The 17157-nt window shown below is 53.9% G+C and carries 18 protein-coding genes; 16 read left to right on the top strand and 2 right to left on the bottom strand.

Annotated features, from left to right (window positions below; translation table 11 throughout):
- Positions 1–21 precede the first annotated feature (21 nt).
- Together thiT and EVJ23_RS08540 are read left to right on the top strand one after the other, a co-directional pair.
- Positions 22–594, top strand: a complete 573-nt coding sequence (gene thiT / locus EVJ23_RS08545; protein ID WP_070327524.1) for an energy-coupled thiamine transporter ThiT — start codon at positions 22–24, stop codon at positions 592–594.
- A complete protein-coding gene (locus tag EVJ23_RS08540; protein WP_070327523.1) occupies positions 594–1181 on the top strand; it encodes a thiamine diphosphokinase in 588 nt (195 codons plus the stop codon). The genes thiT and EVJ23_RS08540 overlap by 1 nt, the downstream gene beginning before the upstream one ends.
- Before the next feature lie 57 nt (positions 1182–1238).
- On the opposite strand, the gene rpmB is transcribed toward EVJ23_RS08540, so the two are convergent.
- Complete coding sequence (gene rpmB, locus EVJ23_RS08535; protein WP_015881349.1) at positions 1239–1427, bottom strand: 50S ribosomal protein L28; 189 nt, start codon at positions 1425–1427, stop codon at positions 1239–1241.
- Positions 1428–1679: 252 nt separating this feature from the next.
- Between rpmB and EVJ23_RS08530 the strand changes: the two genes are divergently transcribed.
- From EVJ23_RS08530 to rnc, 11 genes are all read left to right on the top strand, one after another.
- Positions 1680–2042, top strand: a complete 363-nt coding sequence (locus EVJ23_RS08530; protein WP_016509701.1) for an Asp23/Gls24 family envelope stress response protein — start codon at positions 1680–1682, stop codon at positions 2040–2042.
- A 22-nt stretch (positions 2043–2064) separates the two neighbouring features.
- Positions 2065–3741 carry a DAK2 domain-containing protein gene (locus EVJ23_RS08525; RefSeq protein ID WP_199749308.1) on the top strand — a complete coding sequence of 559 codons (1677 nt, stop codon included), beginning with the start codon at positions 2065–2067 and terminating at the stop codon, positions 3739–3741.
- A 63-nt stretch (positions 3742–3804) separates the two neighbouring features.
- On the top strand, positions 3805–4467 hold the full coding sequence (gene sdaAB, locus EVJ23_RS08520) for an L-serine ammonia-lyase, iron-sulfur-dependent subunit beta (protein WP_035386362.1): 663 nt from the start codon (positions 3805–3807) through the stop codon (positions 4465–4467).
- Between the two features lie 12 nt (positions 4468–4479).
- Positions 4480–5367, top strand: a complete 888-nt coding sequence (sdaAA, locus tag EVJ23_RS08515) for an L-serine ammonia-lyase, iron-sulfur-dependent, subunit alpha (protein WP_070327520.1) — start codon at positions 4480–4482, stop codon at positions 5365–5367.
- Positions 5354–7384: an ATP-dependent DNA helicase RecG gene (gene recG, locus EVJ23_RS08510; protein WP_131465302.1), complete on the top strand. Its 2031-nt coding sequence runs from the start codon at positions 5354–5356 to the stop codon at positions 7382–7384. The genes sdaAA and recG overlap by 14 nt, the downstream gene beginning before the upstream one ends.
- Positions 7385–7469: 85 nt before the next feature.
- Positions 7470–8039 carry a transcription factor FapR gene (fapR, locus tag EVJ23_RS08505; protein ID WP_016509712.1) on the top strand — a complete coding sequence of 190 codons (570 nt, stop codon included), beginning with the start codon at positions 7470–7472 and terminating at the stop codon, positions 8037–8039.
- Positions 8036–9025, top strand: a complete 990-nt coding sequence (plsX, locus tag EVJ23_RS08500) for a phosphate acyltransferase PlsX (protein WP_070327518.1) — start codon at positions 8036–8038, stop codon at positions 9023–9025. Before fapR ends, plsX begins: the two co-directional genes overlap by 4 nt.
- A gap of 18 nt (positions 9026–9043) precedes the next feature.
- Positions 9044–9961 (top strand): ACP S-malonyltransferase, encoded by a 918-nt coding sequence (fabD, locus tag EVJ23_RS08495; protein WP_070327517.1) that lies wholly within the window; start codon positions 9044–9046, stop codon positions 9959–9961.
- Positions 9954–10694, top strand: a complete 741-nt coding sequence (fabG, locus tag EVJ23_RS08490; RefSeq protein WP_070327516.1) for a 3-oxoacyl-[acyl-carrier-protein] reductase — start codon at positions 9954–9956, stop codon at positions 10692–10694. The genes fabD and fabG overlap by 8 nt, the downstream gene beginning before the upstream one ends.
- Before the next feature lie 59 nt (positions 10695–10753).
- The gene (gene acpP, locus EVJ23_RS08485) at positions 10754–10993 is read left to right on the top strand and encodes an acyl carrier protein (protein ID WP_016509693.1); all 240 of its coding nucleotides are present in this window, start codon (positions 10754–10756) and stop codon (positions 10991–10993) included.
- A gap of 121 nt (positions 10994–11114) precedes the next feature.
- The gene (rnc, locus tag EVJ23_RS08480) at positions 11115–11831 is read left to right on the top strand and encodes a ribonuclease III (protein ID WP_070327951.1); all 717 of its coding nucleotides are present in this window, start codon (positions 11115–11117) and stop codon (positions 11829–11831) included.
- A gap of 38 nt (positions 11832–11869) precedes the next feature.
- Here rnc and EVJ23_RS08475 read toward each other — a convergent pair whose 3' ends face one another.
- Positions 11870–12064 (bottom strand): DUF1128 family protein, encoded by a 195-nt coding sequence (locus EVJ23_RS08475; RefSeq protein ID WP_016509709.1) that lies wholly within the window; start codon positions 12062–12064, stop codon positions 11870–11872.
- A 115-nt stretch (positions 12065–12179) separates the two neighbouring features.
- On the opposite strand from EVJ23_RS08475, the gene smc reads away from it, so the two are divergent.
- The 3 genes from smc to EVJ23_RS08460 all read left to right on the top strand — a co-directional run bounded on the left by smc (position 12180) and on the right by EVJ23_RS08460 (position 17155).
- Positions 12180–15737, top strand: coding sequence for a chromosome segregation protein SMC (gene smc, locus EVJ23_RS08470; RefSeq protein WP_236633736.1), 3558 nt, complete (start codon positions 12180–12182; stop codon positions 15735–15737).
- Positions 15734–16735, top strand: coding sequence for a signal recognition particle-docking protein FtsY (gene ftsY, locus EVJ23_RS08465; protein ID WP_131465298.1), 1002 nt, complete (start codon positions 15734–15736; stop codon positions 16733–16735). The genes smc and ftsY overlap by 4 nt, the downstream gene beginning before the upstream one ends.
- Before the next feature lie 96 nt (positions 16736–16831).
- On the top strand, positions 16832–17155 hold the full coding sequence (locus EVJ23_RS08460) for a putative DNA-binding protein (RefSeq protein WP_070327513.1): 324 nt from the start codon (positions 16832–16834) through the stop codon (positions 17153–17155).
- The last annotated feature ends 2 nt before the right edge of the window (positions 17156–17157 follow it).

Raw genomic sequence — 17157 nt, 5'->3', positions numbered from 1 at the left:
TCATATCAAGGAGGGAATAAGATGAAACAACGTTTAAAACTACAGGCGCTCATTGAAATCTCGCTGTTCGCCTCGCTCGGACTGATCTTTGACATGCTCATCCCATATCGGTTGCCGCAAGGCGGAGCAGTCAGCTTGGCGATGCTGCCGATTCTCGTGATGGCTTATCGGCATGGATTGAGAGGCGGACTCGCGACAGGCGCGCTCGTCGGGACGCTACAACTGTTATTTGGGGCCTATATCTTCACGCCGGTCCAGTTTTTACTCGACTACACGGTCGCCTACGGCCTCGTCGGAGTCGCCGGCATCTTCGCCGGGCAAGTCAAACAGTCGGCAAAAGACGGCGCCAAGAAAACGCTCACGTTCTATTTGATTCTCGGGGCGTTGATCGGCTCGGCGCTCCGCTACGTTGCGCACGTCGTCTCCGGCATCGTCTTCTTCGCCGAGTATGCGGAAGGACCGGTCGTCTTGTACTCGCTCGGCTATAACTTGACGTATATGTTGCCGTCGTTCCTCGTCTCGGCGGTCGTGATCGTGCTCTTGTTCACGTCGGCGCCGCGTTTCGCGACGCTCGCGACACGGGACATCAGATAATGCGTGTCTTGATTGTGGCTGCGAGCCCGGAAGCGGTCCCTGAGCTTCCTCGGAACGCCGATTACGTCATCGGCGTCGACGGCGGCTATCATACGCTGCTCGACCGTGGGATGAAGCCGGACCTGCTCGTCGGTGACTTTGATTCGTTCACAGGCACCGTGCCGGAGGAAGCTGTCCGTTATCCGTCTGAAAAAGACGTGACCGACCTTGAGATCGCTCTCGAGGCGGCACGAGGGAAAGGGGCGGACGTGATCGACGTGTACGGTGCACTCGGGGGCAGACTCGATATGACGCTCAGCAACGTCGGTCTGCTCGAGGCGTACCCCGAGATGCGGTTGTTCGCAGACGGGCAAGAAGTGCGCCTCGTCGGAAAAGGGGACTATCGCCTCCCGCGTCGTCCTGACCATTACTTGTCGCTCGTACCTTGGAAACGGGCCTCGGTCTCGATTCGTGGCGTCAAGTACCCGCTCGAGAACCATGACGTCGTCAGCCATGAGGCGCTGACGATCTCAAACGAGTGGTCGGCGGAAGAGGCGGATTTGCTCGTTCATAGCGGCAACGTCTTGATTATGTATATAAAGAAATAAACAAAAAAAATCCCATCGGCGCATGCCGCTGGGATTTATTTCGTTCGTGTATGGTAATTATACGCGTTCAACGAGACCTGATTTAAGAGCGCGAGCTGAAACCCAAACTCGTTTAGGTTTACCGTCAACGAGAATGCGAACTTTTTGTACGTTTACACCCCAAGTACGTTTTGTCTTGTTGAGTGCGTGCGAACGGTTGTTACCTGACTTAGGTGACTTACCTGTTACGTAGCATTTACGTGCCATGCGTTTCCCCTCCTTTTTTATGTGGGTTCGTCCTAATAGACACTCGTTTATATTAGCATGGGTTTTTTCACGATGCAACTAGAAAATAACCGGATGACAAGAAAAAAACTTGACATTACGGATGAGGATTTTAATAATGAATGAGGGTTGCGGTTACAATTGACCGAGTTTAGGGGCATGTCCTTTTAATAACTAGGTACTTATTGTAGAATATACTGTAGGAATCATTCCGAATAAAGGAGGCTACTCCATATGGCAATTGAAATGAAGACAACATATGGCAATATTGATATCACGAACGACGTGGTCGCGACACTCGCGGGCGGTGCGGCGATGGAATGTTTCGGCGTCGTAGGAATGGCGTCACAAGCTCAACTGAAAGACGGGATCGCAGAACTGCTCAAACGTGAGAATTATGCGCGTGGCGTTGTCGTACGTCAAGATGGAGAAGACGTACATATCGATATGCACATCATCGTGAGCTACGGGACGAAAGTGTCGGAAGTCGCTTACAACGTGCAAAGTCGTGTAAAATACACGCTCGGTGAAACTTTAGGATTAAACGTTTCGTCGGTAAATATATTCGTACAAGGCGTTCGTCTGACGAATGACTGACGAGAACGAAGGAGGATTTGGTGTGGGGTTAAAACGTTTAGATGGATTGGTGTTTGCGCAAATGGTCGCAAACGGTGCAGCCAACTTGAGCCAAAATGCAGATTACGTGGATTCGCTTAACGTCTTCCCGGTCCCAGACGGCGACACGGGAACGAACATGAATTTGACGATGACTTCAGGTGCGAAGGAAGTGGCCGCACTCGACACAGCGAACATCGCTGACGTGTCATCGAAGTTTGCCCGCGGCCTACTTATGGGGGCCCGTGGGAATTCGGGTGTTATTTTGAGCCAATTATTCCGTGGTTTCGGTAAATCGATCGAAGGAAAGACAGAATTGTCGACACTCGACTTTGCCGAGGCACTCAAACGTGGCGTCGACACGGCATACAAGGCGGTTATGAAACCGGTTGAAGGAACGATTTTGACGGTTGCTCGTGAAGCGGCCGACGAAGCGCTCCGTGCCTCTGAGTCGACGAGCGACTTCAATGAGTTCATGGAGCAAGTGATCACGGAAGCGAAAGCGTCGCTCGAGCGGACACCTGATTTGTTGCCGGTCTTAAAAGAAGTCGGTGTCGTCGACTCAGGCGGTCAAGGTCTCCTCGTCATCTATGAAGGGTTCCTCGCGAGCCTTGAAGGGAAAGAGCTCGAGAAGCCGCACGCACCGGTCATGGATGCCCTCGTTGAGGCAGAACACCATGCTGCGCAAGGTTTCATGTCGACGGAAGATATCGAATTTGGATATTGCACGGAGATCATGGTCCGTTTCCAAGACGAAAAGTTGAAACAGACTCCGTTCGATGAGGACGTGTTCCGTAACGAGTTGTCTGAACTCGGAGACTCGCTCCTTGTCGTCGCCGACGAAGAATTGCTCAAAGTCCACGTTCACGTCGAGACGCCGGGCGACGTCATCACGAAAGGACAACGTTTTGGTGAGCTTGTCGCGGTCAAGATCGAGAACATGCGTCAACAGCATTCGACGATTCTTGAAGAAGAGCACGGTGCCAACCAGCACGGCGTTCAAGCGACTGCCGTCAAAGCGAAAGTGCCTTACGCGATCGTCACCGTCGCCATGGGTGAAGGTGTCAGTGAACTGTTCCGTTCGCTCGGTGCCGCACATGTCATCGAAGGCGGGCAGACGATGAACCCGTCGACGGAAGACATCGTCAAAGCGATTGAAGCGGCGAACGCCGAGCACGTCTTCATCTTCCCGAACAACTCGAACATCATCATGGCCGCTGAGCAAGCGGCATCGGTCGCACCTTGCGGCGTCTCGGTCATTCCGACGAAGACGGTACCACAAGGACTAGCGGCTGCCATCGCGTTCAATCCTGAAGCGGATGTCGAGACGAACGAGTCGGTCATGAAGACGGCCGCAACTACGGTCAAGTCAGGACAAGTGACATACGCTGTCCGTGACACGAGTATCGACGGTGTCGAGATTCGTAAAGATGATCATATGGCGATTGCTGAGAAGAAAATCGTCGCATCATCAAAATCGAGTCTAGAAGCGGCAAAAGCGCTCGTAGATGCACTTGTGGACGCGGATGATGAGATTGTCACGATTTTGACGGGCGAAGGTTCGTCGGCGGAAGACGTCGCAGCACTCTCGGCTTACATCGAATCGAAGAACGATGAGATTGAAATCGAAGTTCACGACGGTAAACAACCGCTCTACTCCTACATTTTTAGTGTGGAATAAGCTGTATCTCAGCCCTGCCTTCTGTATAATGAAGGTAGGGTTTTTTTGAAAGGGGGAAATGCGATGAAATATCGCAGTGTGTTTGATATTATCGGACCGGTCATGGTCGGACCATCGAGTTCGCATACGGCCGGAGCCGCACGCATCGGTCTTATGGCCGGCAAACTGTTCGGCCGAACGCCGGACCTCGCGCGGATCACGTTTTACGGGTCGTTCGCCGACACGTATCGAGGTCATGGGACAGATGTCGCCATCGTCGGAGGCATCATGGGGTTCGATACGTTCGATCTTCGCATCCCGCAAGCGCTCGACATCGCGAAAGAGCGGGGAATCGAAGTCGTCTTTGAGACGAGCGACGCGCTCACGGATCATCCGAACACGGCTCGGGTTCATCTCGAGGACGCGGAGGGAACGTTTGAGATCGTTGGGATCTCGATTGGCGGTGGCACGATTGAAATCACCGAATTGAACGGATTCCCGCTCAAGCTTTCCGGCGGTGGACCGGCACTCGTCGTCTTGCATCACGATCGCTTCGGGGCGATCGCGGCCGTGACGGGCATACTCGCCAAGCACGAACTGAACATCGGGCATATGGAAGTGAGCCGTCATGAAAAAGGCAAGCAAGCCTTGATGGCGATTGAAATGGATGAACCGATGCCAAAAGATGTATTAGCGGAACTGGAACGGTTACCTCAAATCGAACGGGTAGCCATCTTTGGGGAATAAGGAGAAACGACTATGTTTAAATCAGTAGAAGAATTAGTACGGACGGCAACGGAACGAAACATTCCGATCTCTGAAGTGATGATCGAGCAAGAAGTCCACGTCAGACGCTCGACACGAGAAGAGGTCATGGCGATGATGGAACGTAACCTTGAAGTGATGGAAGAAGCGGTCGAGCGGGCGATGCAAGGCGTGACGTCTGTGACGGGGCTGACTGGGAATGACGCCGTGCTCATGCAAGACTATGTCCGGTCGGGCAAATCACTTGCCGGTGACTTGATTTTAGATGCCGTCGCCAAAGCGATCGGCACGAACGAAGTGAATGCGGCGATGGGACGGATTTGCGCGACACCGACGGCGGGGAGCGCCGGGGTCGTACCGGGGACGCTATTTGCGGTCAAGGACCGTCTCGAGATGGACCGCGATGCGATGATTCGGTATTTGTTCACCTCGGGCGCGTTCGGATTCGTCGTCGCGAACAACGCCTCGATTTCGGGTGCGGCCGGAGGCTGTCAGGCCGAAGTCGGTTCCGCGACCGGTATGGCTGCAGCAGCCATCGTCGAAGCGGCCGGCGGGACACCGGAACAGTCGGCGACGGCGTTTGCGATCGCCTTGAAAAACATGCTCGGGCTCGTCTGCGATCCGGTAGCGGGTCTTGTCGAAGTACCTTGCGTCAAACGGAACGCCATGGGTGGGGCGAACGCGGTCGTCGCGGCTGATATGGCGCTCGCCGGCATCACGTCCCGCATCCCGTGCGATGAAGTCATCTCAGCGATGTACGAGATCGGTCAAATGATGCCGACCGCCTTGAAAGAGACGGCACGGGGCGGACTCGCCAACACACCGACAGCACGTCGGATCGAACGCAATATTTTTGGAGAGAAAGAAAATGCCAAACAGTGACGCGTTGACGACGCTCCGAGGGGTCGGGCCAGAGATGGCCAAAAAATTAGAGACGATGGGTCTCGAACGAATCGAGGACGTGCTAGAGCACGTCCCGTTTCGTTATGAAAATTATAACAGCGGTACCGTGACGACGGCAGTCCACGGGGACCTCGTCAAATGGAGTGGTACCGTTCAAGCGGAACCGCTCGTCCGCTATTATAGTAAAGGCAAAAATCGACTTCAGTTCCGGCTGTTGTTAGAAGAGCGCTACGTCGTCCATGTGACGATGTTCAACCGCGCTTTCTATAAAGACAAATTGGCGCTTGGTGCGACGGTTACGGTCAAAGGGAAATGGGATATGAACCGGATGACGATCAGTGCGACCGATCTCGAGTTCGGTGAGCTCGCGGACGGGTTACAGCCGATCTATTCGCTTCGGGCCGGATTGACGCAAAAGAATTTCAGTCGAATCGTCAAACTCGCCTTCGATCAGACGACGACGTTTGAGGACCGACTGCCGGAATCAATCCGCTTGCGTTACCGCTTGGAGGACCGGGCGTCGATGCTCAGAGGGATGCATTTCCCTGATTCGATCGAGATGTACAAACAAGCGCGCCGCAGTTATGTGTACGAAGAATGCCTGCTCTATCAATTGAAGCTTCAGGCGTTTCGAAAGATGGAGCGTTCCGGGAAAGGGAGGGCGCTCACGCTCGAAAAAACGCAACTGAACGAGTTCGTCAAGCGGCTCGCTTTCCCGTTGACGGGTGCACAGACGCGCGTCATTCGTGAGATCGTGAGTGATATCGAGAAGCCTGAACGCATGAATCGCCTGTTGCAAGGGGATGTCGGGAGCGGGAAGACAGTCGTTGCCGCGATCGCCTTGTATGCGACAGTGAACGCGGGTTATCAAGGCGCGCTCATGGTGCCGACCGAAATTTTGGCCGAGCAGCATGTCGCTTCGCTTGAACAACTGTTCGAGCCGTACGGGATCCGTGTCGCCTTATTGACGAGTTCGGTCAAAGGGAAGGCGCGCGCTACGTTGCTCGAAGCGATCAAAGCCGGTGACGTCGACATCATCGTCGGCACGCACGCCTTGATTCAAGGGCCGGTTGAGTTTTCGCGTCTGCACTTGGCGATCACGGACGAGCAACACCGGTTCGGCGTCGAGCAGCGGAAAATGTTACGAGACAAGGCCGATCTTGCGGACGTCTTGTATATGACGGCGACGCCGATTCCGCGGACGCTCGCGATCAGCGCGTTCGGGGAGATGGATGTGTCGACGATCGATGAGATGCCGGCAGGCCGGAAGCCGATCGAGACGTATTGGGCGAAAACGGATCAAATCGACCGGGTGCATACGATGGTCGAGCGCGAACTGTCACTCGGACATCAAGCGTACGTCATCGCGCCATTGATCGAGGAATCCGATACGCTCGAAGTCGAGAGCGCAACTGAGTTGTATCATTTACTCAATGAGCGATTCCCGAACTATGCGGTCGGACTCATGCACGGAAAACTGTCGAGTGCCGAGAAAGATGAAGTGATGGAGGCGTTCGCTGACAACTCACTGCAAATTCTCGTGTCGACGACGGTCGTCGAGGTCGGGGTAAACGTGCCGAACGCCTCGCTCATCGTGATCCACGATGCGGAACGGTTCGGTTTGGCCCAGCTCCATCAGTTACGGGGGCGCGTCGGTCGAGGCGCACATCAATCTTATTGTATATTAGTAGGAGACCCGAAGTCTGATGTCGGGAAGCTCCGCTTGAAGACGATGACGGAGACGAACGACGGATTCGTGTTAGCGGAAAAAGATTTAGAACTCCGCGGCGCCGGCGACTTCTTTGGGACAGCCCAAAGCGGGTTGCCGAGTTTCCGTGTCGCCGACCCGGTCCTCGACCTCAAAGTGATGGAAGTGGCGATGCAAGACGCCGTCCGCTTGCTCGGCAGCGAGACGTTTTGGCAGGAGTCCTCGTACAGACCGCTGCGTCAATACTTGAAGCGACTCGACTTACTTGTCGGCGAAAGGTTAGAATAACACTTGAAAATTAAAACTAAAGAATATATACTGCTATTAGTACCAGGTATTAAGTTCTTTAGGGAAGAGTTTAGGAGGGAACTGAATGCGGGTACCTAAGAAGGAGCGGCAACGCTTACTGCAAGAAACGATTGAACATAACCCGTTCATTAAAGACGACGAACTGTCGAAGCAGTTCGCCGTCAGCATTCAAACGATCCGTCTTGATCGGATGGAGCTTAAAATTCCTGAAGTCCGGGAACGGATCAAGCATGTTGCTTCAGAGCACCTCGATGAAGTGAAGTCGCTCGCAATGAGCGAGGTCATCGGTGATATGATTGACTTGAAACTCGACGAATCGGCCATCTCGGTTCTCGACATGGAAAGAGAACACGTCTTTAGCCGCAATGAGATCGCCCGTGGACACGTCTTGTTCGCTCAGGCCAACTCGTTAGCGGTGGCGCTCATCGACGACGAACTGGCGTTGACCACTAAAGCGGAAATCCGGTTTAGTCGCCAAGTTCATCTCGGAGAGCGAGTCGTTGCCAAGGCTCGTGTTGTCAAACTGCGTCGAGACGGACGGACGGACGTCTCAGTGGATAGTTATGTCGGCGAAGAGTGTGTCTTTAGCGGAGACTTCACGATTTATCGTCGCGGTGAGGAGGAACAAGTATGAAGTTAGCAATTGATGCAATGGGTGGGGATCATGCCCCAAAAGCAATCGTGGACGGCGTAAAACAATTTGCTGAAAGTTTTCCGGACGAGCAGATGGAACTGTTTCTAGTCGGTGATGGAGTGAAGCTTGCGTCCTACGGGTTGACCGACCCGCGGATTACAATCGTTCCTGCGAGCGAAGTCATCACAGGCGAAGATGAACCGGTCCGGGCGGTTCGCCGGAAAAAAGACAGCTCGCTCGTCGTAGCGGCTCAGCTCGTCAAAGACGGGAAAGCAGATGGACTCGTATCGGCCGGGAACACCGGGGCGCTCATGGCGGTTTCGCTTTTTGTCATCGGTCGGATTCCTGGAATCGAACGTCCGGCACTGTCGCCAACGTTCCCTACATATACGGGTAGCGGTGTCGTCGTCTTAGATGTCGGGGCCAATCCGGACGCTAAGGCAGAACATTTGGTTGATTACGCGATCATGGGTTCGCTATACGCCGAGCACGTCCGCGGCATCAAGCGCCCACGTGTCGCGCTCCTAAACATTGGGACGGAGGCTGGGAAAGGAAACGCGCTGACGAAAGAAGCGTTCCCCCTCCTCGAACAGGCTCCGGTCCACTTCGTCGGAAACGTCGAGGCCCGCGAGGCGATGTCAGGTGACGTCGATGTCATCGTGACAGAAGGATTTGCCGGAAACATTTTATTGAAAGGTGTGGAGGGTGCTTCGTCAATGCTCATGAAAATGTTGAAAGAACAGTTCACGAGCGATATTGTCTCGAAGCTTGCCGCTCTCGTCTTAAAACCGAAACTGAAAAACTTGAAACAAACATTAGATTATCGTGAGCAAGGTGGTGCGGGCTTGTTCGGAATCAACGCCCCCGTCATCAAAGCGCACGGGTCGAGTGACGCACTAGCCATCATGAGTGCGCTCAAACAGGCGAAAATCATGGTTGACCATGATGTCGTCGCGAAGATCAAACAAGCGAAAGCAACAGACTAACGTAAAGAAGGTGAGTACATGAGAGAAGCGTGGATATTTCCCGGCCAAGGGTCACAAACAGTCGGTATGGGTCAAACGTTCTTAGACGATCCTGAACAGATGCAAGCGATCGATCGTCGACTCGGATTTGATTTACTCGACGTCATGGCGGCCGGATCAAAAGAAGAGCTTCAACAAACGGAAGTCGCACAACCTGCCATCGTGGCGCACGCGGCGCTGCTCGCGCTCGCACACGGGAAGACCGGTGCCAAACCGGACGTCGTGATTGGCCATAGTGTCGGTGAGTATGCGGCACTCGTCGTCGCGGGCGTCATCGATCTCGAAGAAGCGTGTGTGCTCGTACGTGAGCGCGGTAAGCTCATGTCCGAGGTGAAGGACGGAACGATGGCAGCGGTCATCGGCATGACCGATGTCGCAGAAGCGTTCCACTTGACCGAGAAGATCAGTGCCAGCGGAAACCTTGTACAAATCGCCAATTACAACTGTCCGGGCCAGTTCGTCATTTCGGGTCACGTCGACGCGGTCAAACAAGCAGAGACAGACTTAAAACAGGCTGGGGCGAAACGCGTGTTGCCGCTAGACGTGTCAGGCGCGTTTCATAGCTCGTATATGATGCCTGCTGCGACACGGTTTAAAGATGTGCTCGCATCGTCACCGTTCAAAGATGCGACGATTGGGATCATTTCGAACGTCGACGCGGCGGTCCATACTGACGCCGAGAAACTAAAAGCGCTTCTCACCGAGCAACTGTACGCCTCGGTCCGGTTTGAGGACTGTGTCCGGAAAGCGATTGCTGAGGGGGTCGATACGTTCATCGAGTTCGGTTCGACGTCACCGTTGTCCGGGCTCATCAAACGAATCGATAAAAACGTAACACTTAAACAAGTGACGACGTTAGAAGAGGTTGCAGCGTTAGGGGGAGAAGTGCGTGCATGACCAAGTAGCAATCGTGACGGGTGCGTCCCGGGGTATCGGGGCCGCCATCGCGAAGCGTTTAGGGGAAGACGGCTTTCGAGTCGTCGTCAATTACTCGGGTAGTGTCGAGCAAGCAAAAGCAGTCGTTGCAGCCATTGAAGCGGCGGGCAGCGAGGCGATCGCCGTCAAAGCGGACGTCTCGAACGCTGACGATGTGAAAGCACTCGTCAAGACGGCAGTCGATACGTTCGGCCGTTTGGATTGCCTCGTCAACAACGCCGGGATCACACGAGACGGTCTGCTCATGCGCATGAAAGAGACCGACTTTGACGATGTGCTCGCGACGAACTTGAAAGGCGCGTTCTTGACGTCGCAAGCGGCGACGCGTCCGCTCCTCAAGTCGAAATCAGGGCGCATCATCAACATCGCCTCGGTCGTCGGAATCACGGGGAACGCCGGACAAGCGAACTATGCGGCAGCGAAAGCTGGACTCATCGGACTCACGAAATCGGTGGCGCGCGAGCTCGCGGCCCGTCACGTGACGGTGAACGCGGTCTGTCCAGGCTTTATCGAGACCGACATGACCGGTGCGTTGACAGACGCGCAGCGCGAAGCGACGCTCGGACAAATTCCGTTCAATCGCTTCGGCCAAGTCGAAGACGTGGCGAGCATCGTCTCGTTTCTCGCGTCAAGCGAGGCCGCTTACGTGACCGGGCAGACGATCGCCGTCGACGGCGGCATGACGATGGCGTAAAAACAGAACTTTACCAATTGTAGTACATTTAATATAATTTACTTTGGAGGGATTTTATCATGACAAAAGAACAAATCTTAGTAGACGTACAAGCAGCAGTAGCAGAGAAACTCGGGAAAGACGTTTCTGAAATCACAGCCGAAAAATCATTTAAAGACGACCTCGGTGCGGACTCGCTCGAAGTGATGGAAATGGTCATGGACCTTGAAGACAAGTTCGATATCACAATCGAAGACGAAGATGCCGAGAAGCTTGCAACTGTGGGCGACGTCGTGTCTTACATCGAAACAAAATTGTAATCAAGCCTCCCACCGCTCATAATGAGCGGTGGGCTTGTGCTTATACACGGAGGGACTTATGACAAAGGATAAGCGACGGTTCGACCGTCAAGGGTCGGCGCAAAGACGCCGACGAAATGAAGTGGAGCGAGCACGCATCGTGGAGAAGTTCACGTCACTCGAGGAACGACTTGGTGTGAAGTTTACGAACCAAGAACTGTTAATGCAGGCGTTCACCCATTCATCATATGTCAATGAACAACGCGGTTTGAAAAAAGACAATGAACGGTTAGAGTTTTTAGGAGACGCGGTGCTCGAGTTGACAGTGTCCCGGTTTTTATATGAGACGTATCCGGAGCGCTCCGAGGGGGAATTAACGAAGTTACGGGCGGCAATCGTTTGTGAGCCGTCGCTCGTGAACTTTGCCGAAGCCTACGCTTTCTCTGATTTTATCTTGCTTGGAAAAGGGGAAGAGCTGACAGGCGGACGGAAACGTCCCGCGTTACTCGCCGATGTGTTCGAATCATACATCGCCGCCCTCTACCTTGACCAAGGGATCGAACCAGTAGAACAGTTCCTCGCCGAAGCGGTTTTTCCGAAAGTCTTAGCCGGTGTGTTTGAAGAGCAGACCGATTATAAGAGTCAACTTCAAGAGAGTGTACAGCGCGAAGGGCTCGGCCCGGTCACGTATACGATCATCGAAGAACGCGGTCCGGCCCATAGCCGTGAATTCGTCTCCCACGCTCGTCTCAGTGACGATATCGTCGGCGAAGGGATCGGTCGTTCGAAGAAAGAAGCCGAGCAGATCGCGGCTAAAGAAGCGTTGATCGAATTCAATCGGCGATACGCCGGCCTATAAAAAAAAGGAGTGGACCCGCGCGGGTCCACTCCTTTTGGTTACGTCAATTGGCCAAGTTCCTCGACGAGACCGTCGACTTCAGAGATCGAGAGTGATGACCGGTTCATCACGTAGTCGTAAATCTCTTTCACGGCCGATGCATCGGCTTTGTTATATTCTTCCGCCTTGATCGCACCGCGGTTGATGATGTTCATTTTATCGAGGATTTCCTCGATCATTTGTTCATTCGTCATGTGTAGTACCCCTTTCTACAGTTCTTTTTAGAATAGCATGATTCTAGCATTTTGACGAACTAGCAACTGTGGTAAAATAAACGAATGAATGCTTACTTAGGATAGGATGGTCACGATGCACTTAAAACGAATCGAACTCGCTGGCTTTAAATCGTTTGCCAAGCGGATTGAACTAGATTTCCGTCCCGGTGTGACAGCCGTGGTTGGACCGAACGGGAGCGGGAAATCAAATATATCGGACGCTGTTCGCTGGGTACTAGGCGAACAGTCGGCCAAATCGCTCCGTGGGGCGAAAATGGAAGATGTCATCTTTGCCGGTAGCGAAGGCGAGAACCACCGCAACGTCGCCGAAGTGACGCTCGTTTTAGATAATAGCGATGCGCACTTGCGCCTGCCGTATGAAGAAGTGAGCGTGACGAGACGCGTGACGCGCAGTGGCGACAGCGACTATTTCATGAATAAAAAGCCGTGCCGCCTGAAAGACGTCATCGACTTGTTCATGGATACGGGTTTGTCCCGTGATGCGTTTGCGATCATCGGGCAAGGACGGGTCGAACAAGTCATCTCGGGTAAACCGGAAGATCGCCGCGCCGTCATTGAAGAAGCGGCCGGCGTGCTGAAGTACCGCCAACGCAAAAAACAAGCGGAACGAAAGTTGCAAGACACAGAGCTGAACTTGTCGCGCGTCGACGATATCTTATATGAACTTGCCGATCGGGTCGAACCGCTTCGTGAACAAGCGGCACTCGCTCGAGAGTTCCAAGTCGCCAAGGCGCGGCATGACGACCTCGAGACCGGGATTCTCGGTGCCGAGATCACCGAGCTCAAGGCGAAAATCACTTTCGCCACAACACAACAGACGGCAGCAGAAGAACAGTTACGCAACCAAGAAGCGGCGCTGAACGCGCTCGTCACCGAACGGGCCGCGCTCGAGGAAACATTGACCGAGCATCGTGCCGTCCTCGAGACGCTCCATCAGGATGAGCGTCTTCAAGCGACTGAGCTCGAACGGCTCTCGGGAGATATTAAACTCGCCAAAGCGCGAGAAGAGCATGGGGCAGAGACGAAAGAACGACTCGAGCGCCAACGCGCGGAGTTGGTCGAAGAGACAGAGCAATTGCAGTCGCGATTGTCGGTCGCTCAAACGGACAAAGACTTGAAGTCAGAAGCGTTGCAGACCGTTGAGGTGACACGTGACGAGCTCGCGCGGAAGCTTACGGCGGCGACTCGCGATTTCAACGCGGAGATCGAACAGCTTCAAAGTGAAGCGTTCGAACTAGCAACGACACGAGCCACGCTCAGCAACCAACAGAAACGGGAACGACGTGACATCGAACAGGCAGAGGAAGCGAAAGCACGTCTCCTGCGTGAGAACAAGGACCGGCTTGATGTTCGAACCGAACAGACCGCCTCGCTCGATGCAAACCGAGATCGTCTTGAAGCGGTACGTACGGCTTGGCAGGAACTGCTGGCCGAAGAAGAGGCATTGGTCGCTAAGGAAGTCGCGCTCCGAGAAAAGTTGTCGCGAGCCGAACAATCGTATCATGACCTCGACCGGCGCCGTCAAAAGACCGAAGACCGGATCGACATGTTAGAGCGGATGAAGCAATCATATGAAGGGTATTTCCATGCCGTCAAATTCGTATTGAAAGACCGTGCGAGCGGTGTGCTCGGAGCGGTTGCAGAGCTGATTCAAGTGCTCCCATCATATGAGGCCGCCATCGAGACGGCACTCGGTCAAACGCAACAACACGTCGTCGTTGAAGATGAAGCGGTCGGCCGCCGTGAGATCGACAAGTTGCGCCGGGCTAATGCCGGGCGGGCTACGTTCGTCCCGATGACGACGGTGAAAGAGCGCTTTATCCCGAGCGAGGTCGCCCATCGTCTCGAGGCGATGGATGGCTTCGTCGGCATCGCATCCGATCTCGTGACGACGGAACCTTTGTTTGACAAATTGAAACGGTCCTTGCTCGGGGCCGTCATCGTGGCCAAGACGCTCGAGGTCGCGAACCGGATCGCTCAGACGACGGGCTATCGCTACCGGATCGTCACGCTCGACGGCGATATCGTCAACGTCGGTGGTTCGATGACAGGGGGGAGCCGGAAACAAGGCGTCGCCCTGTTCACCCAGTCAAGAGAGCTCGATGATTTGAAACAAGGATTGACGCAAGGGTTGGCCATGCTGCACGAACAGCAGCTTCGTGTGACGGAGTATGAAGCGGAGACGAGTCGCCTCAAACAGTCGCTCCACACGCTCAGAACACGGAAACGGCAAGAGGAAGAGACGCTCCGGGCGTTAGAGACCTCGTTCCGGGAATTAGAGCGGACGACCCAGGACGCGAAAGCACAACTCGAACTGTTCGATCACGAGATGAATCGCTATACGCATACGATTGAAACATCTTCGGCAGAATTGACGCGCCTCGCAAGTGAACTCGAGGCGACGGAAGTGTTGCAGACGTCGCTGCGGACAGAGCTCGAGCAGTTGCGTGCGGAGCAGGCGAAAGGCGCGGAGACGACGGGGCAATTGCAAGAAGCAATCCGTCTAAACGAGCTCGACCTGCAACGTCATACGCTTGACCTGGATCGGGTGAATACGGAAGTCGAACGGCTCGTTGCCGAAGTCGACAAACAGACAACCCGACTCAATCAAATCAAACACGAACTCGAGCGGCTCGAAAGCGGACGGATCGTCTCATCCGCGGAACTTCGAATCGAGCATGACGAGGCGACGGAGCAGATGAAAGTGTTGAAAGGGCGAATTGAAGCGCAGTCGCAAACGCTGAAAACAGAGGAAGAGTCACATCGTATCCTCAGACAGCGTGAACAGCAGGCGACGGACGTTCGCCGCCAATTCGAGGCCGACGTCCGTAAGCTTGAAACTGAGGCGAATGAACTCGAGTTGAAACAGCAGTGGAAACTAGACGCCCTCGAAGAACGTGGACTCGTCTATGACCTGCTCCCGGTATTATCGATCCCGCTCGACGAGGCGAAAGAAGAGTTCAAGTTGCTCGTCCGTCAAATCGAGGAGATTGGACCTGTCAACTTGAGTGCGATCGAAGAGTTTGAACTCGTCAATGAACGGTTCACGTTCTTGTCTGAACAGCGAGACGATCTCGTCAATGCGAAACAGGACCTGTACGACGTCATCTCCGAAATGGACCGAGAAGTGACACGGTTGTTCAACGAGACGTATGCGACCGTCCGCACGCATTTCAAACAGACGTTCAAAGAACTTTTCGGAGGCGGCGAGGCCGACCTTAAACTCGTCGATGCGACTGATTTATTAAACACAGGGATCGATATCGTCGCCAAACCGCCCGGCAAAAAGTTACAGACGTTAAGTCTGTTGTCTGGTGGCGAACGGGCACTGACCGCGATCGCGCTCTTATTTGCGATTTTAAAGACGCGCCCTGTCCCGTTCTGCGTGCTCGACGAGGTCGAAGCAGCGCTCGACGAGGCGAACGTCCACCGGTTCGGTGAATACGTCCGCACGTTGTCGATCGATACACAGTTCGTCATCATCACCCACCGTAAAGGGACGATGGAGGCGGCCGACACGCTCTATGGCGTGACGATGCAACAAAACGGTGTCTCGGAGGTACTTTCGGTCGAATTATCAGAAGCGAAACGTGTCGTCGAGACAGATGAAGAGATGGAGGAATTGACTTGAGTTTTTTTAAAAAATTAAAAGATAAATTGACGACCTCGACACAAGAGGTGTCGCAAAAGTTTACAGACGGGTTGACGAAAACACGTGACGGGTTTGCGAGCGCCGTCAACGACCTCGTCTATCGGTTCCGTGAAGTCGATGAGGACTTCTTCGATGAACTTGAAGATTTGCTCATCCAGGCGGACGTCGGCGTCACGACGACGATGGACCTCGTCGAAGATTTAAAAGAAGAAGTGAAGCGTCGCAATTTGAAAGACCCGGCCGCCGTCCGCGACGCCCTCGTCGAAGTCGTGGCGAAACGTCTACAAGAAGACGAGTCAGACCGCGAGTTGAACATGCAGGACGGGTTGACCGTCATCTTGTTCGTCGGTGTGAACGGTGTCGGCAAGACGACGACAATCGGAAAACTCGCCCATCAGTTGAAAGCAGAAGGTCGTTCGGTCATGCTTGCGGCGGGAGATACGTTCCGGGCCGGCGCGATCGACCAGCTGCAAGTATGGGGTGAACGTGCCGGTGTCCCCGTCATTCGCCAAGCGGAAGGGTCAGATCCGGCCGCGGTCGTGTTTGATGCTGTCCAAGCCGCGAAGTCACGCGGTGTCGACGTCTTGATTTGCGATACGGCAGGACGACTCCAAAACAAGGTCAACTTGATGAAAGAGCTCGAGAAAGTGAAACGGGTCATCGAACGCGAAGTGCCAAACGGTCCGCACGAAGTCTTGCTCGCGTTAGACGCGACGACGGGACAGAACGCGATGCTTCAAGCGAAGGCGTTTCAGGAAGCGACGAACGTGAGCGGGATCGTGCTTACGAAGTTAGACGGGACGGCCAAAGGCGGCATCGTCCTCGCGATCAGAAACGAGCTCGATATTCCGGTCAAATACGTCGGTCTCGGTGAAAAAATTGATGATTTACAGGCGTTCGACCCAGAGCAGTTCGTCCTCGGACTATTCGGTGACGTATTTGAAGAAAAAAACCAGACAAACGATGACCTCGCCTAACTTTCACTGTTAAGAAAAAAACTTGACAAGACGTTAGGACGGCTGTACTATTGTTAGTTGTAAAGGGATTTCACTTAACATGTGGAGGTGAGAGGTATGTCGCTCGAAAAGACGAATCGAATGAACTACTTATTCGATTTTTATCAAGCGCTTCTCACGCCGAAACAGCGCAACTACATGTCTCTTTATTACCTAGATGACTACTCGCTCGGAGAGATTGCGGAAGAGTTTGAAGTCAGCCGTCAAGCGGTCTACGATAACATAAAGCGTACCGAAGCAATGCTTGAGCAGTATGAAGAAAAGCTGGAGCTGTTTGAGAAATTCGAGCAACGGCAACTGCTTCTCCAAACGCTCAGACGTCAAGTCGAGCAAATGCCCGACGTGACGGAGACGGTTTCGGCGCTTGAGAATTTAGAGTAGGG

Origin of the sequence: Exiguobacterium sp. SH1S1 (assembly GCF_004337245.1) — a bacterium.
GTDB classification, from domain to species: Bacteria; Bacillota; Bacilli; order Exiguobacteriales; family Exiguobacteriaceae; genus Exiguobacterium; species Exiguobacterium aurantiacum_A.
The sequence above is the reverse complement of the archived record's forward strand: the minus strand, read 5'-3'. Positions and strand labels throughout refer to the sequence as shown.

What these genes read in the sequence shown, in the direction of transcription:
- thiT (WP_070327524.1), top strand. Translation starts at nt 22, where the DNA reads ATGAAACAACGTTTAAAACTACAGGCGCTCATTGAAATCTCGCTGTTC.
- EVJ23_RS08540 (WP_070327523.1), top strand. Translation starts at nt 594, where the DNA reads ATGCGTGTCTTGATTGTGGCTGCGAGCCCGGAAGCGGTCCCTGAGCTT.
- rpmB (WP_015881349.1), bottom strand. Translation starts at nt 1,427, where the DNA reads ATGGCACGTAAATGCTACGTAACAGGTAAGTCACCTAAGTCAGGTAAC.
- EVJ23_RS08530 (WP_016509701.1), top strand. Translation starts at nt 1,680, where the DNA reads ATGGCAATTGAAATGAAGACAACATATGGCAATATTGATATCACGAAC.
- sdaAB (WP_035386362.1), top strand. Translation starts at nt 3,805, where the DNA reads ATGAAATATCGCAGTGTGTTTGATATTATCGGACCGGTCATGGTCGGA.
- sdaAA (WP_070327520.1), top strand. Translation starts at nt 4,480, where the DNA reads ATGTTTAAATCAGTAGAAGAATTAGTACGGACGGCAACGGAACGAAAC.
- recG (WP_131465302.1), top strand. Translation starts at nt 5,354, where the DNA reads ATGCCAAACAGTGACGCGTTGACGACGCTCCGAGGGGTCGGGCCAGAG.
- fapR (WP_016509712.1), top strand. Translation starts at nt 7,470, where the DNA reads ATGCGGGTACCTAAGAAGGAGCGGCAACGCTTACTGCAAGAAACGATT.
- plsX (WP_070327518.1), top strand. Translation starts at nt 8,036, where the DNA reads ATGAAGTTAGCAATTGATGCAATGGGTGGGGATCATGCCCCAAAAGCA.
- fabD (WP_070327517.1), top strand. Translation starts at nt 9,044, where the DNA reads ATGAGAGAAGCGTGGATATTTCCCGGCCAAGGGTCACAAACAGTCGGT.
- acpP (WP_016509693.1), top strand. Translation starts at nt 10,754, where the DNA reads ATGACAAAAGAACAAATCTTAGTAGACGTACAAGCAGCAGTAGCAGAG.
- EVJ23_RS08475 (WP_016509709.1), bottom strand. Translation starts at nt 12,064, where the DNA reads ATGACGAATGAACAAATGATCGAGGAAATCCTCGATAAAATGAACATC.
- smc (WP_236633736.1), top strand. Translation starts at nt 12,180, where the DNA reads ATGCACTTAAAACGAATCGAACTCGCTGGCTTTAAATCGTTTGCCAAG.
- EVJ23_RS08460 (WP_070327513.1), top strand. Translation starts at nt 16,832, where the DNA reads ATGTCGCTCGAAAAGACGAATCGAATGAACTACTTATTCGATTTTTAT.